Here is a 22,550-nt window from a genome sequence, read left to right as displayed (position 1 = left end):
TGCGGCCTGGCTGCCCCCCGGTCTGCGCGGGAACGCGCACGGTGGCATTTTGCAGCATCCAAACGGCACGCTGGCCGCTGACAGATATTATAATTTTCCTGTCCGGGCTGCATCCGCTCCCGGATCCTTGTTGCCGGCCTTTCGAGCCGGCCTTGTTTTCATCGGCGCAGCATCCCGCATTCTGCCGCGCCCAAGACGGCCTGGCCTCCTGCTGCATGCCCTTTTTCCTCCATCCTCCGTCCCACCCTTTTTTCAAGCCCTAGCCTGCCATGCCCGACGACCCCGTACCTGAAATTCTCTCTGCTCAGGAAGCGCCTGAATTTGCCCCCGCGCAGTTCGTGCGATGGTTCCGTGATGTTGCGCCTTATGTGCATGCATTCCGAGGCAAGACCTTCGTTGTGACCTTCGGCGGCGAACTGGTGCAGGAAGGAGCGCTCAATGCGCTGGTACAGGATTTGTCGCTGCTCTCGGCGCTGGGCATACGGATGGTGCTGCTGCATGGTTCGCGCCCCCAGGTTAACGAGCAATTGCGCCTGAAAGGCTATGCCAACCGCTTCGGCCTGGGCCTGCAGCCCATGGACGCCGCCGAACTGGAGTGCGCCAAGGAAGCCGCCGGGGAAATCCGCCTGGACATCGAAGCGGCCTTCAGCCAGGGGCTGCCCAATACGCCCATGTCCGGCTCGCACATCCGCGTGATTTCCGGCAACTTCGTCACGGCGCGGCCGGCCGGCATTATCGACGGCGTCGATTACGGCCATACCGGCAAGGTGCGAAAAATCGACATCGACGCGCTGCGCTTTGCCATCAGCCATGACTCCATCGTGCTGATTTCACCGCTGGGTTTCTCGCCCACCGGGGAAGCTTTCAACCTGGACGTCGAAGAAGTCGCCACCAGCGTGGCCGTGGCGCTGCGGGCGGAAAAACTGATTTTCCTGACGGAAAATACCACGGTGCACAACCCGGACGGCAGCGTCGATACCGAGCTGGCGCGCGAGGATGCCGACAACCTGCTGGCGACCTCCGAACTGGATGACGTGACCGCTTACCTGCTGCGCTATGCCTCGCTGGCGGTCAAACGCGGAGTGGCGCGCGCGCATCTGGTTCCGTTCACGCTGGATGGCAGCGTTCTGCTGGAAATCTTCACCCACGACGGTGTCGGCACCATGGTGGTCGAAGACACGCTGGACGACCTGCGTCCGGCCACGCTGGATGATGTCGGCGCGCTGCTGCAACTGATTGAACCGCTGGAAGCCGATGGCACGCTGGTGCCGCGCGGCCGCACCACCATCGAACGCGACGTCGATAACTTCTGTGTGCTGGAACACGACGGCGTCATTTACGGCTGTGCCGCGCTACATGCCTTCCCCAAAGAACAGATGGCGGAAATGGCCTGCCTGATCGTCCACCCCGAATGGCAGAGCGAAGGCGGTGGCGATAAACTGCTGCGCCATATTGAAACCCAGGCCCGCCAGCGTGGCTTCAAACGCCTGTTCGTGCTGACCACGCGCACTTCGCACTGGTTCATCAAGCGCGGTTTTGTCCAGGGCGGCATCACCGACCTGCCGCGCGAACGCCAGGCCAGCTACAACCGGTCGCGCAACAGCATGGTGTTCATCAAGCGCCTGTAGGCCGGCAGGCAAGGCGGGCGCAGCGCAATGTTGTGAAATGCCCTGCGATGCGCGGAGGTGTCATGACGTGCCGTGAAGCGCAGCCAAGCTATTGCCGGGCTGGACGGGGCCGTACCGGGTAGTACGGGGTCGTACTGGATTTACCGGATTTACCGGGTTGGCGCCATCCGCCCTTATCCGCCCCCTTATACCCCGGCAAATAGAACGGCTATGCTGCCCATCCGGCTGTCCGGCATTTAAAATCCTGGGGATACAGGCAGGATTGCATCGCAACCCTGCTTTCCCCTTTCACCCCGGGCGCATCCGCGCCCGGCCCGCTGCACTGCGCCAGGCCTGATTGCCGGCGCGTGCCGCGCACGCCATTTCCAGAGGTACAGCGATGACCCGTCTTGTCCAATGCGTCAAACTCAAGAAAGAAGCCGAGGGCCTGGAACGCCCCCCCTATCCCGGTGCGCTGGGCCAGCGTATCTGGGAAAGCATTTCCAAGGAAGCCTGGGAAGAATGGCTGGGCGTTCAGACCCGCCTGGTCAATGAAAACCGCCTCAACCTGGCCGACGCCCGCGCCCGCAAATACCTGACGCAGCAAATGGAACGCCACCTGTTCGAAGACAGCCAGGTCGAAGCCCACGGTTTCGTCCCGCCCTCCGCCTGAGCCGCGCTCACGCTGGCGCTGTCCGAATCAGCGCCAGAATTGCCATGCAGCAAAGCGGCGATGTCACCAGGCAGCGAAAGCCATGCTGCGCTGGGCATCACGCCAGCCATTTAAGATAACTGCCGGGCTCGATATCCTGCACTTCGATGGTGACGGAGCAATGCTCCAGCGGCAAGGCCTGCAACTGCGCCAGCACGGCCTGCGCCAAAGCCTCTTTCTGCCCCGCCGTGCGCCCGGCCAGCAAACGCAGCGTGACATGCACGAAATCCGTGGCGGCCGCGCCGACGCAATAAGCCTCATAGGCTTGCGCGCGCACCTTGATATCGCTGCCATCCGGCTCGAACAGCGCCGCCTTCATGGCGCCGTCGAAAACCTGTCTGACCAGACTGCGCCCATCCAGCCCTGCCGCATGTTCAATGATGCAATGTGGCATTTCATCCCCTAAAAAACGGCCTGCTTGCCCGCATAGCATACTGCCCGGCTGCCTGTCCCCGTGACGGGAACAGAGAGCCGGGCAGCCTTTTACTGCGGCAAGGCAAGAATCAGGATTGCGCGTTGTTGCTGTCGCTGGCCTGTTTTTCGTGAATGCTGATGGGTTCTTCGCCCGCTGCCGTGCGTTCGGCATTCTTCACGCCGGTATGACGCACATCCGCGCCATGCACCATGTAGATGACACGTTCAGCCATGTTCTTGGCATGGTCGCCGATGCGCTCCAGCGCGCGCGCCACGAAAATCATGTCGATAGCGCGCGAAATCGTGCGCGGGTCTTCGATCATGTAGGTGATCAGATGGCGCAGCGCAGCCTTCCACTCGCGATCCACCTCTTTGTCGCTACGCACCACGGCGGCAGCCTGCACGGCATCCTGGCGGGCGAAAGCATCCAGCGTCTGGCGCAGCATGGTCACCACGCTATTGGCCATATGGCGCAATTCGATGACAGGCATGCGATGCGTTTCGGCATCATGAATGCGGCGCGCCAGCGAGGCGATCTTATCAGCCTCATCGCCAGAACGCTCCATGTCGGTCAGCATTTTGGAAACAGCCAGCAAGGTGCGCAGGTCGATGGCGGTCGGCTGGTGCAGCGCCAGCGTCAGGCCAATGCGCTCATCAATCTCCACCTCGCGGCGGTTGACTTCCTTTTCGCGCTCGCGCACTTTCTCGAACAGCACCGGATCATTGCCAGCCAGCGCATCGACCGCTTCACTGATCATCGCTTCAACGACACCGCCCATTTGCAGGAATTGGGAACGGATGGTTTCCAGATCCGTCGCAAACTGCCTGTTGGTATGCTCACTCATCCTGTGATCCCTGCCTATTCAAAACGATCCATGTGAAAAACGCCAACCGCCGGAAGGCGTCCACGCCGCAGCATGAGAAGCGCCCTGGCAGCCGCCCGGAGGCGCCATCCCTGGCGTCACCCCCTTACGGCCTGATGTCAGAAAGAGATCTTATGACCTAATCATGACAAATTCATGAACGCGCCGGCCAGCCCCTGGCCGCAAGCTGTCAGCCGCGCGCGCCCGGCAGCAAACGCTGCACGCCATCGCGCCCGGCCAGCAGCGCAAGATTGGCGCCATGCAGGGCGAACAGGCCGCAGGTGACCACACCGGGCAGATTATTGATTTCCTGCTCCAGACGCGCCGGTTCGGTGATTTCCAGGCCTGCGACATCCAGGATGACATTCCCGTTATCGGTCACGAAACCTTCGCGCAGCGCCGGAACGCCGCCATAGGCGCGCAAAGCACGTGCCACGGCTTCACGGGCCATGGGCAGCACTTCCACCGGCAAGGGGAAACGCCCCAGGCGCCCGACCAGCTTGCTCTCATCGGCAATGCAGACGAACTCGTCGGCCACCGAGGCCACGATTTTCTCGCGGGTCAGGGCACCGCCGCCGCCCTTGATCATATTCATGCCTGCGTCGATTTCATCCGCGCCATCGACATACACAGGCATATGGGTCACCTCATTGAGGTCCAGCACGGCAATGCCGTGCCCGGCCAGCCGTTCGGCGCTGCGCACCGAACTGGCCACGGCGCCGCGGAAACGGCCGGCATAACGCGCCAGGCCATCAATGAACAAATCCGCGGTGGAACCGGTACCGACCCCGATGATGACGTCCGCGCCCAGCATGGGTTCGATATAGGCCAATGCGGCATCGGCCGCCTGCTGCTTGAGTTGTTGCTGCGACAACATGAGTGAAACCTGTCTGTCAGAAAAAGAAAAATCATACCGCTGCCAGCCTGCCTGGCGGCGGCCTGCCCTGAAGGCCTGGCCTTCAGAAACGCCCTGCCGGCCCTCAGGCCGCCAGGAACCTCGCGCTATAAGATGCCTCACGGAAGCCCACGCCCACCTTGCCGGCGCCATCCACCGCGACTGGCCGGCGCACCAGCGCCGGATGCGCTGCAATCAAGGCCAGCCAGGCGTCGTCGCTGTCCGGGCTGCGCGCCGATTCCGGCAAGTTGCGCCAGGTCATGGAAGCCCGGTTCACCAGCTTTTCCCAGCCTCCCAGCTGAGCCGCCCAATCCCGCAGCAGGGCCGGGGCGATGGGATGATCGCGGTAATCCACGAAGCTGTGCGTCACCCCATGGCTATCCAGCCAGGCACGCGCCTTGATGCAAGTACTGCATTTGTTCAGACCATAAAGGACCAGGCTCATGACGCGACCTCCTTGCGTTTTTGCAGGCGGTAGGCAATGAGCACACAAATACCTACCGCGAAAATGAAGATTGTTGCCAGCGCGTTGACCTCGGGCTTGAGGCCCAGGCGCACGCGGGCGAAGATTTCCGGTGACAGCAGCGTCGAGCCCGGCCCGGACAGGAACGAGGCAATCACCACATCATCGAGCGACAGCGTGAACGCCAGCAGCCAGCCTGCCGCCAGCGCCGGCGCGATAAGCGGCAAGGTGATGCGGAAGAACACCGTCAGCGGCGTCGCGCCGAGATCCAGCGCGGCCTCTTCCAGGGAACGGTCAAACTCGCGCAAACGCGATTGGATGATGACCGCCACATAGGCTGTCGCCAGCACCACATGCCCGACCCAGATCGTAAAGACCCCCTGCCCTTCGGGCCAGCCGGTCAGATTATGCAATTCGACAAACATCAGCAGCAGCGAAATCCCCAGGATGACCTCGGGAATCACCAGCGGCGCGCTGATCATGGCGACAAACAGGGAAATACCGGGAAAACGGCGCATGCGCGCCAGCACATAGCCCGCCCAGGTGCCGATGATGACGGCCATGGTCGCCGTCATGGCCGCCACGCGCAGCGATAGCCACGCCGCGGACAGCAGAACCTCGTCTTGGAGCAGCTCCCGGTACCAGCGCAGCGAAAAACCGCTCCATTTGGTCACCATTTCCGAGGAATTGAAAGAGAACACCACCAGCGTCAGCAGCGGCAGGTACAGAAAGCCGAAACCCAGCGCGAAACTGAGCAGGCGCAGCCAGGGATTGGGCTTCATGCCTTGTCCTCCACATCACCGGCCACGCGCATCTGGCGCATCTGGTTGCGCTGGAACCAGACAAAGGGCACCAGCAGGAACAGCACCATCACCACGGTAATGGATGCCGCCACCGGCCAATCCGAATTGCGCGAAAACTCATCCCAGACCAAACGCCCCATCATCAGGGTATCGGCACCGCCCAGCATTTCCGGAATCACGTATTCCCCGACGCAGGGAATGAAAACCAGCAGCGCCCCGGCCACGATGCCGGGCCAGGCCATGGGCAGCGTGACATGAAGAAAGGCCGACCAGGGGCGCGCGCCCAGGTCGTAGGCAGCTTCCAGCAGGCGGTTGTCGAGCTTGACCAGCGTGGCATAGAGCGGCAGGATGAAAAAGGGCAAATAGGCATAGACCATGCCGACATACACGGCAAAATCGGTGCGGTACATCGGAATCGGCGCGTCGATAATGCCCAGCCACAGCAGCAAACTGTTCAGCAGGCCGTCATTGCGCAAAATGCCCACCCAGGCATAGACCCTCAGCAGCAGCGAGGTCCAGAACGGCAGGATCACCAGCAGCAGCAACAGGCCGCGCACCGCCGGGGCCGAACGCGCAATGTAATAGGCCAGCGGAAAACCGATCAGGATGCACCACAGCGTCGTCACCGCCGCCATCTTCAATGAATTCAGGTAGGTGGCGACATACAGGGAATCATTGAGCAGCAGCAGGTAGCCGCGCAAATGCAGGGAAAGATGCAGGGCCTCTTCCCTGAATTCGGCCAGGGCCGTGTAGGGCGGCAGGCCGAAATCCTGGTCGGCGAAACTGATTTTCAGCACCAGCAGGAAGGGCACCAGCAATGTCAGGGCCAGCCACAGGTAGGGCGGCACGATAGCCAGCAGCCGCGACAGGCTGGGCAGGCCCGAGCGCCCGTGGCGCCAGCGCTTGAACATCATGATGCCAGCACCACGCCGCTATCGGCGTCCCAGGTGATGTAAACCTCGTCGTCGATGCCGGGCGCATCCTCACGCGCCAGCATCAGGCCGGGCACGCTGGCCTCCACGACCTTGCCCGAATCCAGGCGGATCTGGTACAGCGCATAGCTGCCCAGCCAGGCCATGTGGCTGACCACGCCATGCGCCCAGTTGACCTCGCCCGGCGGTTGCTCGCGGCGCACCAGCAAGCTTTCCGGCCGCAGCGATACATAGACTTCCATGCCCAGCGGCTCGCTGATGCCGTGATTGACATACAGCTGCCGCCCCAGCTCCTCGCAGTCGATGACCACATGGTCAGGCTCATCCACGACGATGGTGCCGGTAAAGATATTGGTCGAACCGATGAAACTCGCGACGAACCGCGAATTCGGAAAGGCGTACACATCCTGCGGCGTGCCGCACTGGACGATTTCGCCATCCGTCATGACCGCCAGCCGGTCAGCCATGGTCATGGCCTCTTCCTGGTCGTGCGTCACCATGATGCAGGTCACGCCGACCTGATTGAGGATGCGCACCAGCTCGATCTGGGTCTTCTGGCGGATCTGTTTGTCCAGCGCCGACATGGGTTCGTCGAGCAGCAACAGCTTGGGCCGCTTGACCAGGCTGCGCGCCAGCGCCACGCGCTGCTGCTGCCCGCCCGACAGCTGATGGGGCTTGCGCTTGGCATACGGCACCATCTGCACCAGATCCAGCGCTTCATAGACGCGCTCGTGGATCTCGGCCGGATCCACGCCCTCCTGCTTGAGGCCAAAAGCCACATTGGCTTCCACTGTCATATGCGGGAACAGCGCATAGGACTGAAACATCATGTTCACCGGCCGCCGGTACGGCGGCACCCTGGCGATATCCACGCCGTCGAGCAGAATCTGGCCCGAGGTCGGCTGTTCAAAACCTGCCAGCATGCGCAGCAGCGTGGATTTGCCGCTGCCCGAACTGCCCAGCAGCGCAAACAGCTCATTGCGCCGCACTGACAGATTGACCGAACGCACTGCCACCGTCTCGTCGAAAATCTTCACCAGATCGACAAGTTGAACGAAATCATCCGGGTCCACAGCAAAGGGCTGCACCGGGGCGCGGTTGTCCACCATGATGTTCAAAAGCCTGTTAAATCAGCGTCCGGACTTGAGGGAGTTCCAGAGCCGGGTCTGCAATTGCTGGATCCGCGGCGGCTGGGGCTTGATGACATACAAGGTCTGGGCAACGTCCGGCGCCGGATAAATCATGGGGTTGTTCGCCACTTCCGGGTTCACGAATTCGCGCGCGCTCTTGTTCGCATTGGGGTAGAACATGTGGTTGGTAATGGCCGCATGCACCTTGGGCGTTTCAATGTAGTTGATGAAGGCATGCGCCGCATCCACATTGCGCGCATCTTTGGGAATGGCCATGGTGTCAAACCAGGCGGGCGCGCCGCCTGCCGGGATGAAGTAATCCACTTCGAATTTCTGGCCCGAGGTCTTGGCGCGGTGGCGCGAAATCATGACGTCGCCCGAAAAGCCATACACCATGCAGAGATCGCCGCTGGCCAGCTCGTCGATATAGCCCGAGGAACTGAACTGGCGGATATAGGGCCGGATTTTCTTCAGGACTTCGACGGCTTCCTGGTAATCATCGGGATTGCTGCTGTTGGGGTCTTTGCCCAGATAATGCAGCACGGCCGGGAACACCTGGGCGGCCTCGTCCAGGATGGAGATGCCGCAGCGCTGCAGCTTGGCGGCATTTTCCGGCTCGAACAGCAGCTTCCAATCGGCCAGGTCGGCGTCTGCGCCCAGGATTTCCTTGGCCTTGGTGACATTGAAGCCCAGGCCATTGGTGCCATAGCCCCAGGGGATCAGATATTCATTGCCGGGGTCAACGGTCGCCACCAGCGCCATCAGGTCAGGGTCCAGGTGCTCCCAGTTGGGGATTTTGCTCTTGTCGAGCTTCTGGTACAGGCCGCCCTGGATCTGCCGGGCCGCATAGTGCGTGGACGGCACGACGACGTCGTAGCCCGAACGCCCCGCCAGCAGCTTGGACTGCAGCATATCGTTGCTGTCATAGACGTCATAGCGCGCCTTGATGCCCGTCTCGGCCTCAAAGCCCGACAAGGTATCCGGCGCCGTATATTCGGCCCAGTTATAGACGTTAACGACTTTATTATCCTGCGCCACAGCGGGCGGCACTGCCGCCAGCGACAGCGCCGCGCCTGCCAGCGCGCCCGCGAGCGCACGCCTGCGCGCCCCGTTCAGGATTTCTTCCCCCATGATGACCCCCGCGAAAATCCGCATGTGTGAAAAGCCCGAATCATAAAGCTTTTTGCTGGGAAGAACGGGTAAAAACGTGAAGAAACCGGCACACATCGCCCCGCTGCGGGCCCCCAGGCAGCCAGGCCTGGCCCCGCAGCGCGCCGACTGCGGGTTTCAGGCCGCCGTGCAGCGCATATAGGCGCCGGAAAATATCTGCCAGGCCTGGCCGCCCAGCTGCTCGCCGCCCACTTTCATAAATGAGCGCCGCAGGCGCGTCAGCGTGGCGCGGCGCTGCGTCTCGTCCAGCCCCAGGCGGCCGCGATCCAGGTCGATGATCCAGGCCGCGCCCGAGGCATCGAATAGCAGGTTATAGACATTCAGATCCGCGTGATAAACACCGGTCTGATGCATATCGAATACGGCCTGCGCCGCCAGCGTCAGCGCGCAGCTGTTCTCCAGCCGTTTGGCCAGGGGTTCGGCGCCGGGGATGCGGCGCGTCAGCAAGGCGGCCCGGTACCACAAGCCGCTGCGCCAGTAACCCGCTGCCAGCACCTGCGGCACGCGCAGCCCGGCCGCGCGCATCGCGGCCATGAGGCGGAACTCGCGGAATGGCCGGGTAAAGTCCTCTCCCTGCCAAAGATAGCGGTCCCGGTTCACGCGCGCCAGCAAACCGCCGCGGCGGTAACCGCGCAGCACGCCTTCGCCGAAACTGCCGTCCACATACCAGGCGGCCTGGCGCCCTCCGGCGCCCACGCGCTGCGCTTGCGGCGGCGGTGTCAGCCATTGCGGGCCGGCATGATCCCCGGCAAGCGCTGCCGCCGCGCCCGCCTCGGGGTCAACCATCATGGCGCCATCGCGCCAGCGCAGAATGCATTCACCTGCTTCGTTCAGCGGCGCCAGGCTTTCTGTCTCAGCCTTCACGATTGCGCATCCAGTCCGCCACGCCAAAAAAGGTATGCACCAGACGGTCCACCAGCGGCGCCGGCACTTGCTCGTCCACCAGCGCGCGGCCCATGCAGGCGACCCACTGATCGCGCTCGACCGTGCCGATGGGAAATGGCAAATGCCGGGCGCGCAGGCGCGGATGCCCGAAACGGCTGATGTAGAGATCCGGGCCGCCAAAATAGCCGCTCAAAAACCAGAACAGTTTGTCCCGCGCCTCATCCAGGCTGGGCCCATGCACGGCGCGCAGCTCGCTGAAGTCCTCTTCCAGCTCCATCAAGTCGTAAAAACGGTCCACAATGGCGCGCACACCGGCCTCGCCCCCCAGGTGCTCATAGAGGCTGCGGCTGGTGTCATAGGGTTCGAAAATGGGTTGAACACGGCTCATGAGAAACCTTGCATACCATGCGTAGTATTATTATTAAGATATTACAGCTGCCGCCGGTTCGGCGTGATCCGCATGGTAACCGATGCGCGGCCAGCTTCTGGGAATGCTGCACGATGGCCCTTCCCCTCGCTGTACTGAAAAAATTCTGGCTCCGGCCGCGCTGCCCACCCCTTTTCCAGCGCCGCCCGCAGCCGCCCCCCTCAGGATCAGGAGCAAATACATCATGCGTAAGAACTGGCTTGCCATTGCCATGGCATCCGTCGCCATCGTCGCCACCGCACCGGCCAGCGCCGCTGCCCCTCTGAAGATGGCCTACGCGCTGTCGCAGCAATCCCATTATGGCGCAGGCGGCGAAGCCTTTGCCCAATCCCTGGCGAAATCCAGCGATGGCCGCTATACCGTGCAGCAATTCGCCAATAGCGCCCTGGGCGGCGAGCGCGAAGTTCTGGAAGGCCTGCAACTGGGCACCATTGACCTGGCCATCGTTTCGACCGGCGCCACCCTGAATTTCGTGCCGTCCACCGGCGTGTTCGACATCCCCTTCCTGATGCGTGACCTGGATCACGCCCGTACCGTGCTGGACGGCCCCATCGGCGAAGGCATGCTGGAAGATTTCTCCAAGCGCGGCCTGGTCGCGCTGGCCTGGGGCGAGCAAGGCTTCCGCCACCTGACCAATAACGTGCGCCCCGTCAGCACGCCGGCAGATGCCAAGGGCCTGAAAATCCGCGTGACCGAAAATCCGGTGCACATTGCCGCCTTCCGTGAAATCGGCATGCTGCCCACGCCCATGGCCTGGCCGGAAGTGTCCACCGCCCTGCAACAGGGCACCATCGACGGCCAGGAAAACCCGCTGTCTGTCATTGTCTCGGCCAAGCTGTCGCAAATCCAGAAATACCTGTCGCTGACTTCGCACGTCTATGCGCCCACCGTCATCATTGCCTCCCCTGCCGTGTATGAAGGCCTGAGCGATGCCGACAAGGCGCTGTTCAAGCAAGCCGCCATCGACGGCGCCAAAGCCATGCGCGACTATGTTGACAACGTCGAGAAGACCGGCCTGGAGCAACTCAGCGCCGAAGGCATGCAAATCACCACCGAAATCGACCGTGACGCATTCCAGAAAGCCGTTCAGCCGGCCTACAAGGATTACGAAAAGCGTTATGGCGCCGAGCTGATAAAGTCCATCCAGGACACCAAGTAATCTGGCCTGAGCCAGGACTGCGGGGGCGCGCATCATGCGCCCCCGAGCCATGCCCGGCGTTGCGCTGCAACCTCGGGCGTTTCTCTTCCTGAGATCTCTTTATCATGCGTCTGCTCTGCCTGTTCGACCGCGTGCTGTTCCGTGCGGTCTCTCTCATCACTCAGGTTTTGCTGCTCGTCGCCGTTGCCGCCGCCTTTTATCAGGTGCTCACGCGCTTCGTATGGCAGGCTCCGTCCGACTGGAGCGAAATCCTGACCCGCGCCGTCCTGATCTGGACTGTCATGCTGGGAATTTCCCTGGCCTTCCGCCATGGCGCCATGATTAGCGTCGAAGTGCTGCGCGAACGCCTCAAGGGCACGCCATTGCGCATCCTGGAATGGGTGCTGGCCCTGATCTGCGCTGGTTTCCTGCTGTTCCTGGCATGGATAGGCGGCCAAATGACTCACCGCGTGCGCTTTCAAAGCATGCCTAGCCTGGATATTTCGATTTCCTGGATTTATCTGTCCATTCCCGTGGGCACCACCCTGGCCGCCATTGCGGTCTTTGCCCGCCTGTTCGACCGCGATGCCGCTGCGCCCGAGCGCAACGACGCCCAAGGTTGATGGACTGATTACGGAATTATCGCCATGTCCCAATTAATGATTGTTTCGATGCTGGTGTTTTTCGGGCTTTCCATCCCGATCGCCGTGTCCATCGGCCTGTCCAGCCTGCTGGGCGTTGCTTCCAGCAACCTGACCTGGCTGGTGGTCGCGCAGCAACTCTTTGCCGCGCTCGACAAGTATCCCCTGGTCGCCATTCCCTTCTTTATTCTGGCCGGCAACCTGATGGAAGCCGGCGGCATTTCCGCGCGCATGGTGGATTTTGCCAAAAGCCTGGTGGGCGGCATGCAAGGCGGCCTGGCCTGCACCTGCGTGCTGACCTGCATGATCTTTTCCGCTGTTGCCGGTTCCAGCGTGGCCACGACCTTTGCCGTGGGCGCCATTCTGATTCCCGCCATGGCGCGCCACGGCTATCCTGTGCCATTCGCCGCCTCGCTGCAGGCGGCATCCGCGGAGCTAGGGGTCATTCTGCCGCCGTCGATTCCCATGATTCTGTATGCGGTCTCGACAGAAACCTCTACCGGCGAGCTGTTCATTGCCGGCGTGTTCCCCGGCCTGCTGATCGGCTTCGCGCTGATGGCCTACGCCTGGTTCTACGCCCGCCGCAATGGACTGGGGCAGCACGACGGTGACGGCCGCCTGGCAGTCTGGCCTGCCTTCAAGCGCGCCTGGCTGGCTTTGCTGATGCCTGTCATCATTCTCGGCGGCATCTATGGCGGCATTTTCACGCCGACTGAAGCCTCCGTCGTTGCCGTGGTCTATGCCTTGCTGGTCGGCATGTTCATCTACCGCCAGATGAACTTCAAACAGTTTTCGCGGGTACTGCACCGCTCGGTGATTTCCACCGCGGTCATCATGTTCATCATCGCCAACGCGGGCGTCTTCAGCTTCCTGCTGAACCGCGCCGGCGTGCCGGATATGCTGGGCACCTGGCTGAGCACGCTGTTCTCCGACCACTTCACCTTCCTGCTAGGCATCAATGTGGCGCTGTTCATCATCGGGATGTTCATCGAAACGTCGGCCTCCATCGTCGTGCTGGCGCCGCTGCTGCTGCCCGTCGCCGTGCAGTTCGGCATCGACCCGGTGCACTTCGGTGTCATCATGATCGTCAACCTGGCGCTGGGCATGATTACCCCGCCGCTGGGTGTCAATCTGTTCGCCGCCTGCTCCATTGCCAAGATTTCGCTGGAACGGCTGATGAAGCCCCTGATTCCGCTGGTGATTGTCGTTCTGCTGTGCCTGATGCTGATTACCTACATCCCGGAAATCTCACTCTGGCTGCGGGACATTTCCTACGGCCGCTGACCCCGGCACGGCCTGACGCATGGAATGTGCGCCAGGCCTTTGCTGCCCAGCCTGGGCAGCCCCCGATCCGGCCTGCCGCCCATGCGGCAGACCGGATTTTTTCTTTTGCTAACATGCCGCGCCGCGCCAGGGCTGAATTCGCCCGGCGCAAGGCTTGCTCCGGAGGCTGCAGCCGGTATGATGGCAAAGCCCGGTCTGTCGCAGCCCTGGCGCTGGCCCTGGGCCCGCGTGGCGCAGCTTGGCGCCGGGGCGATTGCCCCTCGGCCTGCTGGCCCGCTTTGGCGACGCGCCTGTTTTCTGTACTTGTTCCGCCGCTCTTGCCCACCCCGGTTCCGGGTCTGTTTGCTCATTTTCCGGAAGACCTTGCATGCCGCAAGCCGTACCTCCCGCCCGCCCAGCCATCCGCCCCAATTCCTGGCTGCGCGAACTGACTGCGCTCAAGCCCGCCCACTGGCGCTGGGGAGTCTCCATCCGCGCCGCCATCGGGGTCGGTTTGCCCTTGGCGCTAGGCATTCTTTTCGATCAGCTGGCCGCCAGCCTGTGGATCGCGATGGGCTCGCTGCTGCAAGCCAGTTCCGAGCGTGAAGGTCCGTACACGGCCTTATTCCTGAAAATCGCCATTTCCGCGCCGCTGGGGGCCGCTGGCTGTCTGCTGGGCTATCTCAGCGATGACTCCTGGGGTGTCGTGACCGTCACCATGGTATGCCTGGCCTTCGTTGGCAGCATCCTCAGCAGCTATCACGCCGCCCTGTCGGCCGGCAGCCTGCAAGCGCTGGTCATGGGCACGGTCATGACAGGCAACGGGCATATCGGGCCGAATTTCTGGCTGCCCGCGCTGATGTTTCTGGCGGGCAATGCCTTCTATGCCCTGATGCTGGGCATAGAAGCCCTGTTTTTCCGGCAGCGTTCACAACGCGCCATGCTGGCCGGGCTGACCCAGACGCTGCGCAATCTGGCGCAAGCCAAGGCCGAAGGCCAGAATGCCGAACTGATGCGGCGGCAAGTCACGGACAAGCTGGGGGCGCTCTATGCGCAAATGCTGCGCATCCGCGCCCACGCGCAGGGCCGCAACCCCCTGACGGAACGGACTGCCGCTTCCTTGCAGCGCTTCGATAATCTCTTCGCCAGCATCATGGCCTGTCAGGACCCTGAACTGCTGCGCCAGGCCGCCGCGCAATTGCAGCCCATAGAACAAGCCCTGGCCGATGGCGCCAAAGGCCCGGCGGGCGAAGTCAGGCTGCAGGATCCTGCCGTCCTGCGGGCGGTTCAGGCCCTCGCCGATTCATTCTGGAATAGCGCGCTGCCCCTGACCACGGCCGCCAATCCTGCGCCCGCCCCGGCCCAGGGCCAGAACAGCCGGCTGCGCATTCTGCTGGACCGCCTGACGCCCGGCCGTGCGACCATCACCTCCGCGCTGGCGCTTTCCCTGTGCGTTGCCATCGGCTTTTCCCTGCACTGGATTGATGCCAAAAGCCACTGGTATTGGGTGCCGATGACGATCTTCATCATCATGAAGCCGGATTTCGGTTCCATCTTCGCGCGCACCATCCTGCGCAGCATGGGCACCAGCGCGGGGGTCATCATCGGCGCCATTCTGCTAACGGTGCTGCAACCCGGCCCCAGCTTCGTGATCGTGATGACGCTTATCGCTACCACCCTGCCCTGGGCGTCGCAGCGCTCCTATGCCATGTATGCGCTGGCCCTCACGCCGCTGGTATTGGTGCTGATAGATTTCGTCAGCCCTGAGACACGCGGTGTGAACTACGCGCTGCTGCGCCTGGTCGATACACTGCTGGGCGGGGCCATTGTGCTGGTCTTTGGCTACGCCATCTGGCCCAAACGCCATGCCCGCCAGCTGGAACAGGCCTTCCGCCAGGCGCGGGCCGCCATTGCGGCCTATCTGCTGGCCAGCCTGCCCGGCCAGCAGGCCAGCGCGGCCAGCCAGGAAGTCAGTCTCCGCCGCCGGGCCGCCTATGCCTCGCTGGCTGACATCCGGCTGCAATTGCAGAAATCATTGACCGAACCGCCGCCCGCCGGGCCGGAGGCCGCCGCCTGGTTCCCGCTGATTACCAGTGCCGAGCGCGTTTGCGACGCCATCACGGCCTATTGCGCCGCCGCCAGCGAGCGCCCGGCCCCCGGGCAAATCGCCGAACTGGAGCGTCTGGCCGGACTGCTGGCCCATGCCTCACATGCCGAAGGCAGCCAGATCGCCCGCGACAGCGCGCTGGACAACTCCCCTGAATCTGCCCTGATCGGAACAATACGCAGTGAAATGATCCATATTCATAATTTTGCGGAAGCCGCGCCCGACCCCGCGCACGCAGCCGCCTGAAGGCGGCCGCCCGCGCCTGTTTCAGGCCGCGGGCGCCGTTTGCCTGCCCTCGCGCAGCGAACGCAGGATGGCATTGAGCATGATGCCGTACAAAGGCACGAACATCAGCAGGCTGACTGCCAGCTTGATGACATAATCCACGAACGCGATTTCCACCCAGTTCGCGGCCATGAACGGATTGCTGCTGCGCCAGAAGGCAATGGAGAAGAACGCAATCGTATCCAGCGCCTGGCCTACGATACCTGCCGCCACGGGCGCGACCCACCAGGCCATGTCGCTCTGGCGTATCCGGTCAAATACCTGGATATCGAGCAACTGTCCCAGCACATAGGCGGCAAAACTCGCCAGAGCGATGCGGAAGACAAAGCTGTTGAATGCTTCCAGCGCCCCGAAACCGCTGAAAACACCATCCTGGAACAAGACGGAAACGATATAAGACGCCACCAGCGCGGGCAGCATAGTGCGCGCGATGACGCGGCGCGCTGCCTGCTTGCCGATCAAACGCACGGTGAGATCCGTGGCCAGAAAAATGAAGGGAAAGCTGAAGGCGCCCCAGGTGCTGTGAAAGCCGAACAAAGAGATGGGCAGCTGCACCAGATAGTTGCTGGCAATGATCACCAGCACATGGAATGCAACAAGCAGCAGCAAAGAAACAGAGGCCTGATCGCGCAAATCATTGCGCAGGCCATTCGCGGAACGCGTGGTCATGGAGAACCTTTTTGATGAATGGGGTAAGGGAACCCATTGAAGAAACTGCGGCAAGCGCCGCACTGAACCGGTGATTCTACTGATTTTCTCTCCAGGCTGCATCCCGGCAATTTGCATCCCGGCAATTCTGAGACACTGCCCTCGGGATTTCCGATTGGACGCCCGGCAGATTGCGTAGCATAGTGAGCAGCATTCCCGGTTCCTCCGCTTTCAGTCCGGCCCCAGCCTGCCTTTCAGCCCCTTCTTCTGTCCGCCATGACCGCCAGCCCCTCATCCGCCGCCGACAACGCCGCGCCGCCGCCAGCAGCAGCGCCACAACAGCATTTTCTCGTTGCCATCATCACGGCTTGCGCCCTGCTGGGCGGCTGGCTGGCCCACGGCTCGCTGCCCGCCGAACAAGCCATGGCACTGGCGCTGGCCATCTTCAGCATTGGGCTATGGGCCACTTCCGCCTTGCCGGAATACCTGACGGCGCTGTGTTTTTTCCTGCTGGCCATTTTGCTGAAGGTCGCCGCCCCCGCCGTCATTTTCTCGGGATTCAATTCCTCAACCTTCTGGTTGCTGTTCAGCGGCCTCATCACTGGCGCCGCCGTCCGCCATACCGGTCTGGATCAGCGCTGGGCCAACTCCCTGGCTGGCCTGATGAGCCAGCGTTATGCCAGCGTCATTAGCGCCATCATTGCTTTCAGCGTCGCCCTCAGCTTCGTGCTGCCTTCGTCCATCGGGCGCGCCGTGCTGCTGATCCCCATCGTTACCTCGCTGGCGGGCCGCCTGGGCTATCCGGCGGGTTCCCAGGGCCGTACCGGCATGCTGCTGGCCACGGCGCTGGGCACCCACATTCCGGCCTTTACCATTCTGCCCGCCAATGTGCCTAACATGCTGCTGGCCGGCACCGCCGAAACCCTCTATGGCTACGCCCCCACCTATACCCAGTACCTGCTGCTGCACTTCCCGGTACTTGGCCTGCTGAAGTCGCTGGTGCTGGCCGGGCTGATTCTCTGGCTGTTTCCCGCCGGCCCGGCCCATCCCGAAGGGCTGGCGCGTCAGCCGAAAACGCCGCCCACGCCCTTGCAGCGGCGCCTGATGATCGCCATGGCGCTCTGCCTGGTGTTCTGGATGACGGACTCGCTGCACCACATCGCCCCGGCCTGGATCAGCATGGCGGCCGGGATTTATTTCCTCTGGCCGGGCACCGGCCTGACCAGCAAGCGCTGCATCAATGAAGAGATCAATATCGGTTCGCTGCTGTTCATCGGCGGCGTCATGGGCCTGGGCGCCATCGTGGCTTCGACCGGCCTGGGCGCCACGCTCGTCGGCGCGGCCAGCACGCATATCGGGCTGAGCGAAGGCAGCAACTGGCAGAAAGTCGCCATGCTGGGCGGCATAGGCACCCTGGTCGCGCTCTTCACCACCTTGCCCGGCGTGCCCGCCATCATGACACCACTGGCGGAATCCCTATCCCAAATGACCGGGCTGCCGCTTGCCACCGTGCTGATGAGCCAGGTGCTGGCCTTCTCCAATGTCATCCTGCCCTATCAATCGCCGCCGCTGCTGGTCGCCATCCAGCTGGGTAAAATAGACCTGCGCGCCGCCACCCGGCTGTGCCTGGCGCTGGCGGGCTTCACCTTGCTGGTGCTCACGCCGCTGGACCTGCTGTGGTGGCGCCTGCTGGGCTGGATTTAGACACCCGGCTGATTAGATCCCGCTGACTAAATCCCGCTGACTAAATCCCGCCTGTCCGGCGCCCGCCATGGATATCTACCAACTGCGCACATTTCTGGCTGTCGCCCGCGAAGGCAGCATTACCCGGGCGGCGGACCAGCTTTTCCTGAGCCAGCCCGCCGTCAGCGCGCATATCAAATCACTGGAAGAAGAGCTGGCGCTGGCGCTATTCGACCGCACGCCGCGCGGCATGAGCCTGACCCCGGCTGGCGCGCGCCTGCATACCCGTGCCGAGCAATTGCTCGCCATGCACCACGACATGCTGGATGAAGCGCGCCGGATACGCGGCACGCTCAGCGGCAGGCTGCGGCTGGGCCTGACAGGCGCGGCCAGCGGGCCGCTGCTGGGGCCACTGCTGAGCGCGCTGGCAGAACGTTATCCTGCAGTAGAAATCGACCTGCAATATGCCCCTTCCGTCGAGATTCTGCACGGCATACGCAGCGGCGCGCTGGATGCCGGCCTGATGGCCGACGCCGGCGTGAACGACAGTGCCCTGGCGCAGATAGTGCTTTACCGCTTTGGCATCTTTCTGGCGGCCGCCCCCGGCCTCCTTACCAACACGGCGCAACCCGACTGGCAGGCTTTGGCCGAACTGCCGTGGATCTGCCCAGGCCCCAGCACCTGCTGCGGCCTGGTTGCCGAACAGCTCTTCCAGACCTACGGTTTCCGGCCCGGGCGCCTTTTCAACGCCGACCATGAAAACACCACTCGCGCCTTGATACGCGGCGGTATTGGCCTGGGTTTTCTACATGAGGACACGGCGCATGCCGCGCAAGCGGCCGGTGAAGTCGAACTGATAGGCAGCCAGGCCCAGCACCAGGCCAGCATGGTATTCGCCTGGCTAGCGCACCGCGAGGGCGAAGCCTTGCTGGGCGCTGTTATCAACACCGTGCGCGAACGGCAGGCAGCAGGCGCGCTGGCGCAGCCAGCCTGACTGGGCTCCATCCGCCGCGTAGCGCCCGGACCCCGGAGCCGCCAGCTGGGCCGCCAGCCAGCTCACCCTCTGCTTTAGCCTGGCTTATTTGCAGCGGCGGCACTTTCGGGTAGTCTGTTTCCTGCTGTTTTTCTCAGCCCCTTAGCCCTCCTGGACACCATGCATCTTTCCCCCGCCATCCCCCTGCTGCGCAGTTTTTCCGAAGAAAAAGCGCGCGAGTTCTATCTTGATTATCTGGGCTTCAAAGTGGACTGGCAACACCGTTTCGAGCCTGGCATGCCGCTTTATATGCAGATCAGCCGCGACGATCTGCTGCTGCACCTGACTGAACACCACGGCGACACGACGCCCGGCACCACGGTGTTCATTCCCATGCACGGCATAGAAGCCCTGCACGCGGAACTCATGGCCAAACCCTACCGCTACGCCCGGCCAGGCCTGGAAAAAGCGGACTGGGGCCAGGAACTGACCGTCGCCGACCCCTTCGGCAACCGCCTGCGCTTCTGCCAGCAATCGCACGCCTGACCTGGCCCATGCCGGGCTGCGCCCGTCTTAACAGCGGCCTATCCATTCATGGCCGGGATGCAGCCGCATCAGGGCCTGGCGCAGCCAGGCGCGTTCCGTGGCGGGCAGCGTGGGCAGCGCCAATTCAAAGTCCTGCTCGTCCTTGGGCCGCCTGTACTTGGCCTTGAACAGCAGGACACCCGCCGGCAGCAAGAACGGTATTCCTGATGCGCTCAGGCCCACCATTTCCTGGCGCGGACGCGTCAGGGCTGGCTCGCGTTTATACGCCCAGACCGCCGGGGTTCCCGGCTCCACCATCATGTCAGCCCGCCAGCAGCCAGCAGCCGTTTCCAGGCACCACACCTGGAAAATATCCTCAGATGGCGCCTCATCCGCCCTCAGCGCGGCCACACGGCCATCGCCTGCCGCATAAAAAGACAAACCCGCCAAGGCATGCCGACATGCCGCCAGGTCTTCGCGCAGCACGGTGAACTCCAGGTCTTCGTGTTCGCGGGTCTGCCTGCCATGCCAGAGATCCAGCGCCCAGCCGCCGACAACGCACCAGGGCAGCGCCTGCCCGTGCAGGCGCCGCGCCAGTTCCTCGGGACGCCAGCATTGCCAGGGATACGAGTCCGCCTCGACAGCATCCTTTTTCATTGTTCAGCCTGTTTGTGAATGATGAAGACCCGCAGAATGACGGGCCGGAGCGGCATTCTACGCCGTCCGCCAGGATGCCGTCCTGCCAGGGCAGTGCGGGCGGTCTGGCCCTTAGCGCAAACGATCCATGGCTTCGTCCAGCCGTTCCACCGGCCAGATTTCCAGGCCTTCTATGGGCTGTTTGGGCGCATTGGCCTTGGGAATCAGCGCGATGCTGAAACCCAGTTTGGCCGCCTCGCGCAAGCGTTCCTGGCCACGCGGCGCAGGCCGGATTTCACCGGCCAGGCCCACCTCGCCAAACGCAATCAAACCTTCCGGCAAGGGCCGGTCGCGCAGCGAAGAAAGAATGGCCAGCAATACCGGCAAGTCTGCCGCAGGTTCGGTAATGCGGACCCCGCCCACGGCATTGACGAACACATCCTGGTCATGCGCGGCAATACCGGCATGGCGATGCAGCACCGCCAGCAGCATGGCCAAACGATTGCCTTCCAGGCCCACGCTCAGGCGGCGCGGGCTGGGCGCATGGGATGCATCGACCAGCGCCTGGATTTCCACCAGCAAAGGCCGCGTGCCTTCCTGGGTTGCCATGACGCAGGAGCCAGCCACCTGGCGCGCATGCTGCGACAAAAACAATGCGGACGGGTTGGCCACGCCGCGCAGCCCCCTGTCGGTCATGGCGAACACGCCCAGCTCATTGACAGCGCCGAAGCGGTTCTTGAAGGCGCGGATCAAACGATACGAAGAGTGCGTATCCCCTTCGAAATACAGCACGGTATCGACAATGTGTTCCAGCACGCGCGGCCCGGCCAGGGCGCCGTCTTTGGTCACATGACCGATCATGACCACAGGCACGCCAGTCTGCTTGGCCTGGCGGGTCAGCTGCGCTGCGCACTCACGCACCTGCGATACCGACCCTGGCGCCGCGCTCAACTCCGGGGAATACACCGTCTGAATGGAGTCAATGACCGCCACCGCCGGTTTCTTTTCATTGAGCGCCTGCTGAATCGCATCCAGCCGGATTTCCGCCAACAGGCCCACCCCTGCGCCGCTCAAGCCCAGACGCCGCGCCCGCAAGGCCACCTGATCCGCCGATTCCTCACCCGTGACATACAGCACGCGCTCGCTTTGCGCCATGGCCGCCAGCGCCTGCAGCAGCAAAGTGGATTTGCCAATACCAGGGTCGCCGCCAATCAACACCACGGCCCCGGCAACCAGCCCGCCGCCCAGCACCCGGTCAAACTCCGGCAGCCCGGTCGGCAGGCGCGGCAATTCGCGCGCTTCGATTTCATCCAAACTGCGTATCGGTGTCGTCCCGGCCAAGGAAGCATAGCGATGGCCGCTTGCCGGTTCCGCCACGGCCTCCACCAAGGTATTCCAGGCATTGCAATGCGGGCACTGCCCTTGCCACTTGGGCGTATTGCCGCCGCACTCCGAACACTGGAAAACCGTTTTCTGGCGACCCGCCGATTTACTTGCCATCACAAAATCCCGACATTCCTTACAGCATGGGCCGGCGCAAGCCTGCGCCGCCATCCACAGCAATCACTTGGCCCGTCATGAAGGCGCTTTCACGCTGCAACAGAAAAGCCACGACGCCAGCCACTTCTTCGGCCGCGCCCAGCCGCCCCAGCGGCAATTGCGCCAGCGCCTGTTTCTCAGCGTCTGAACCCAGCGGGTGGCGTTCACGGAAATCTTCCGTTTCCACCGGGCCGGCCAGCACGGCGTTGACGGTCACGCCCGCTTCGGCCAGTTCCAGCGCCCAGGCGCGGGTGCAGGCCGCCAGCGCGGCGCTGGCCACGGCATAGGCGGTCGATTCCGACGCTTGCCCCCACCAGCCATGATGGCACACGTTCACGATGCGGCCAGTCCGGCGCACGCGCATGTTGTCCTGCAAGGCCTGGGTCACCTGCAAGGCAGTTCTGACATTGCGGTCGAAAACATCGTACAGATCCGTCAACGACACCTCACCCAGCGGCGCCGGCACGTTCAGGCCGGTGGTATTGACGATGGCATCTATCGGATATTTTTCGCGTATGGCCCGCAGCATATCGGCCATGCGGCCGGCATCGTGCGGCGGGCATTGGTACAGAATGCCGGGGAACTCAATGGGTTCCTCGTTCCCCGCCACCCCCACGACATGACAGCCGCGATCCGCCAGCAGCCGTGAAATGGCCCAGCCTACCCCGGAACATGCATCCGTTACCAGTACACACAGCCCTTTCATCTCACCGCTCCTTTATGTGCCGTCCTGCATGCATGCCGCATGCGTCCACCGCTTCAAGGCCTGCTGCCCCGGCTGGCGCGCCCTAGCCCTGGCACGGCGCGGCCG

The 22,550-nt window shown here is 63.0% G+C and carries 23 protein-coding genes; 9 read left to right on the top strand and 14 right to left on the bottom strand.

The window, feature by feature from the left end; translation table 11 throughout:
* Positions 1–269: 269 nt before the first annotated feature.
* Both argA and ACTJGZ_RS10015 read left to right on the top strand, forming a co-directional pair.
* Positions 270–1,628 carry an amino-acid N-acetyltransferase gene (argA, locus tag ACTJGZ_RS10020; protein ID WP_441662780.1) on the top strand — a complete coding sequence of 453 codons (1,359 nt, stop codon included), beginning with the start codon at positions 270–272 and terminating at the stop codon, positions 1,626–1,628.
* Positions 1,629–2,007: 379 nt separating this feature from the next.
* The gene (locus ACTJGZ_RS10015; protein WP_441662779.1) at positions 2,008–2,280 is read left to right on the top strand and encodes an oxidative damage protection protein; all 273 of its coding nucleotides are present in this window, start codon (positions 2,008–2,010) and stop codon (positions 2,278–2,280) included.
* 97 nt (positions 2,281–2,377) lie between these two features.
* Here ACTJGZ_RS10015 and ACTJGZ_RS10010 read toward each other — a convergent pair whose 3' ends face one another.
* From ACTJGZ_RS10010 to ACTJGZ_RS09965, 10 genes are all read right to left on the bottom strand, one after another.
* Entirely contained in the window at positions 2,378–2,713 is a 336-nt protein-coding gene (locus tag ACTJGZ_RS10010) for a 5-carboxymethyl-2-hydroxymuconate Delta-isomerase (protein ID WP_441662778.1), read from the bottom strand.
* A 109-nt stretch (positions 2,714–2,822) separates the two neighbouring features.
* On the bottom strand, positions 2,823–3,578 hold the full coding sequence (gene phoU, locus ACTJGZ_RS10005; protein ID WP_441662777.1) for a phosphate signaling complex protein PhoU: 756 nt from the start codon (positions 3,576–3,578) through the stop codon (positions 2,823–2,825).
* A 208-nt stretch (positions 3,579–3,786) separates the two neighbouring features.
* On the bottom strand, positions 3,787–4,473 hold the full coding sequence (gene rpiA, locus ACTJGZ_RS10000) for a ribose-5-phosphate isomerase RpiA (RefSeq protein WP_441662776.1): 687 nt from the start codon (positions 4,471–4,473) through the stop codon (positions 3,787–3,789).
* A gap of 103 nt (positions 4,474–4,576) precedes the next feature.
* Positions 4,577–4,936, bottom strand: coding sequence for a Spx/MgsR family RNA polymerase-binding regulatory protein (locus tag ACTJGZ_RS09995; protein WP_441662775.1), 360 nt, complete (start codon positions 4,934–4,936; stop codon positions 4,577–4,579).
* Positions 4,933–5,736, bottom strand: coding sequence for an ABC transporter permease subunit (locus tag ACTJGZ_RS09990; RefSeq protein ID WP_441662774.1), 804 nt, complete (start codon positions 5,734–5,736; stop codon positions 4,933–4,935). The genes ACTJGZ_RS09995 and ACTJGZ_RS09990 overlap by 4 nt, the downstream gene beginning before the upstream one ends.
* Complete coding sequence (locus tag ACTJGZ_RS09985; RefSeq protein ID WP_441662773.1) at positions 5,733–6,671, bottom strand: ABC transporter permease subunit; 939 nt, start codon at positions 6,669–6,671, stop codon at positions 5,733–5,735. The genes ACTJGZ_RS09990 and ACTJGZ_RS09985 overlap by 4 nt, the downstream gene beginning before the upstream one ends.
* Positions 6,668–7,798 carry an ABC transporter ATP-binding protein gene (locus tag ACTJGZ_RS09980; protein WP_441662772.1) on the bottom strand — a complete coding sequence of 377 codons (1,131 nt, stop codon included), beginning with the start codon at positions 7,796–7,798 and terminating at the stop codon, positions 6,668–6,670. The genes ACTJGZ_RS09985 and ACTJGZ_RS09980 overlap by 4 nt, the downstream gene beginning before the upstream one ends.
* A 21-nt stretch (positions 7,799–7,819) precedes the next feature.
* The gene (locus ACTJGZ_RS09975) at positions 7,820–8,950 is read right to left on the bottom strand and encodes a polyamine ABC transporter substrate-binding protein (protein WP_441662785.1); all 1,131 of its coding nucleotides are present in this window, start codon (positions 8,948–8,950) and stop codon (positions 7,820–7,822) included.
* Positions 8,951–9,106: 156 nt separating this feature from the next.
* Positions 9,107–9,778, bottom strand: coding sequence for a 3-deoxy-D-manno-octulosonic acid kinase (locus ACTJGZ_RS09970; protein ID WP_441662784.1), 672 nt, complete (start codon positions 9,776–9,778; stop codon positions 9,107–9,109).
* A gap of 64 nt (positions 9,779–9,842) precedes the next feature.
* Positions 9,843–10,262 (bottom strand): group II truncated hemoglobin, encoded by a 420-nt coding sequence (locus ACTJGZ_RS09965; protein WP_441662771.1) that lies wholly within the window; start codon positions 10,260–10,262, stop codon positions 9,843–9,845.
* Between the two features lie 223 nt (positions 10,263–10,485).
* On the opposite strand from ACTJGZ_RS09965, the gene ACTJGZ_RS09960 reads away from it, so the two are divergent.
* The 4 genes from ACTJGZ_RS09960 (at position 10,486) to ACTJGZ_RS09945 (ending at position 15,696) form a co-directional block, all read left to right on the top strand.
* Positions 10,486–11,460 carry a TRAP transporter substrate-binding protein gene (locus tag ACTJGZ_RS09960; RefSeq protein WP_441662770.1) on the top strand — a complete coding sequence of 325 codons (975 nt, stop codon included), beginning with the start codon at positions 10,486–10,488 and terminating at the stop codon, positions 11,458–11,460.
* 104 nt (positions 11,461–11,564) lie between these two features.
* Positions 11,565–12,062 (top strand): TRAP transporter small permease, encoded by a 498-nt coding sequence (locus tag ACTJGZ_RS09955; RefSeq protein ID WP_441662769.1) that lies wholly within the window; start codon positions 11,565–11,567, stop codon positions 12,060–12,062.
* A gap of 24 nt (positions 12,063–12,086) precedes the next feature.
* Complete coding sequence (locus ACTJGZ_RS09950; protein ID WP_441662768.1) at positions 12,087–13,364, top strand: TRAP transporter large permease; 1,278 nt, start codon at positions 12,087–12,089, stop codon at positions 13,362–13,364.
* A gap of 367 nt (positions 13,365–13,731) precedes the next feature.
* Positions 13,732–15,696 carry an FUSC family protein gene (locus ACTJGZ_RS09945; protein ID WP_441662767.1) on the top strand — a complete coding sequence of 655 codons (1,965 nt, stop codon included), beginning with the start codon at positions 13,732–13,734 and terminating at the stop codon, positions 15,694–15,696.
* A 21-nt stretch (positions 15,697–15,717) separates the two neighbouring features.
* Here the strand turns inward: ACTJGZ_RS09945 and ACTJGZ_RS09940 are convergent, their stop codons facing one another.
* On the bottom strand, positions 15,718–16,404 hold the full coding sequence (locus tag ACTJGZ_RS09940; protein WP_441662766.1) for a 7-cyano-7-deazaguanine/7-aminomethyl-7-deazaguanine transporter: 687 nt from the start codon (positions 16,402–16,404) through the stop codon (positions 15,718–15,720).
* A 255-nt stretch (positions 16,405–16,659) separates the two neighbouring features.
* Here ACTJGZ_RS09940 and ACTJGZ_RS09935 point away from each other — a divergent pair, with 255 nt between their 5' ends.
* From ACTJGZ_RS09935 to ACTJGZ_RS09925, 3 genes are all read left to right on the top strand, one after another.
* Positions 16,660–18,087, top strand: a complete 1,428-nt coding sequence (locus ACTJGZ_RS09935) for an SLC13 family permease (protein ID WP_441662765.1) — start codon at positions 16,660–16,662, stop codon at positions 18,085–18,087.
* A 67-nt stretch (positions 18,088–18,154) separates the two neighbouring features.
* Positions 18,155–19,060 (top strand): LysR family transcriptional regulator, encoded by a 906-nt coding sequence (locus ACTJGZ_RS09930; RefSeq protein ID WP_441662764.1) that lies wholly within the window; start codon positions 18,155–18,157, stop codon positions 19,058–19,060.
* 159 nt (positions 19,061–19,219) lie between these two features.
* Positions 19,220–19,585 (top strand): glyoxalase superfamily protein, encoded by a 366-nt coding sequence (locus ACTJGZ_RS09925; protein WP_441662763.1) that lies wholly within the window; start codon positions 19,220–19,222, stop codon positions 19,583–19,585.
* Positions 19,586–19,612: 27 nt separating this feature from the next.
* Here ACTJGZ_RS09925 and ACTJGZ_RS09920 read toward each other — a convergent pair whose 3' ends face one another.
* The 3 genes from ACTJGZ_RS09920 to ACTJGZ_RS09910 form a co-directional block, all read right to left on the bottom strand.
* On the bottom strand, positions 19,613–20,221 hold the full coding sequence (locus ACTJGZ_RS09920) for a nucleotidyltransferase domain-containing protein (protein WP_441662762.1): 609 nt from the start codon (positions 20,219–20,221) through the stop codon (positions 19,613–19,615).
* A 111-nt stretch (positions 20,222–20,332) separates the two neighbouring features.
* Positions 20,333–21,700 carry a DNA repair protein RadA gene (gene radA / locus ACTJGZ_RS09915; protein ID WP_441662761.1) on the bottom strand — a complete coding sequence of 456 codons (1,368 nt, stop codon included), beginning with the start codon at positions 21,698–21,700 and terminating at the stop codon, positions 20,333–20,335.
* 19 nt (positions 21,701–21,719) lie between these two features.
* Complete coding sequence (locus ACTJGZ_RS09910) at positions 21,720–22,445, bottom strand: SDR family oxidoreductase (protein WP_441662760.1); 726 nt, start codon at positions 22,443–22,445, stop codon at positions 21,720–21,722.
* Between the last annotated feature and the right edge of the window lie 105 nt (positions 22,446–22,550).

Source organism: Kerstersia sp. (assembly GCF_052103615.1).
Taxonomy (GTDB): domain Bacteria; phylum Pseudomonadota; class Gammaproteobacteria; order Burkholderiales; family Burkholderiaceae_B; genus Kerstersia.
Note: the sequence above shows the minus strand (reverse complement) of the source record. Positions and strands in the feature narration are given on the sequence as shown.